General features: G+C 72.1%; 1 protein-coding gene. It reads right to left on the bottom strand.

The window, feature by feature from the left end:
- Positions 1 to 458, bottom strand: a 458-nt coding sequence (locus tag HKX41_10470; GenBank protein NNC24557.1) for a hypothetical protein, incomplete at both ends; no start/stop codon positions are given.

Raw genomic sequence — 458 nt, 5'->3', positions numbered from 1 at the left:
CTCGATCACGCCCTCGAACGCGCCGTCGCGATAACGCGGCACCGACACCACGACCAGCGGATCGTGGCCGATGCCGCGGCCGACGAAGGCATCGGAGACATAGTCGCGACCGCTGCGCGCCGGCACCTGGAAGTAGGCGCGGTCGGCGACGTCGAGCCCGATCGCGCGCGCGACCGCGGACGCCGGCGCCGCGCCGATCACGCGGCCGCGCGCGTCGGTGGCGATCAGGGTCAGGATCGGCGGGTAGCGCCGTTGCAGCTCGGCCAGTTCGCGGGTCCAGTCCAGGCGATGGCGCTCGCCGGCCCAAGCCAGCACGTGCAGGCTGGCGCGCAGCGCGATCAAGCTCTGGTCGAGTTCATGGGCGAGGATGTCGGCGCTGGCGACGGTGTGCGCGTCGATCTGCGCCAGTTCCGAGCGATAGCGGCTGAACACCATCACCGCGCCGAACGCCAGGCTCG

This window comes from Salifodinibacter halophilus, from assembly GCA_012999515.1.
Lineage (GTDB): Bacteria > Pseudomonadota > Gammaproteobacteria > Nevskiales > Salinisphaeraceae > Salifodinibacter > Salifodinibacter halophilus.
Note: the sequence above shows the minus strand (reverse complement) of the source record. Positions and strands in the feature narration are given on the sequence as shown.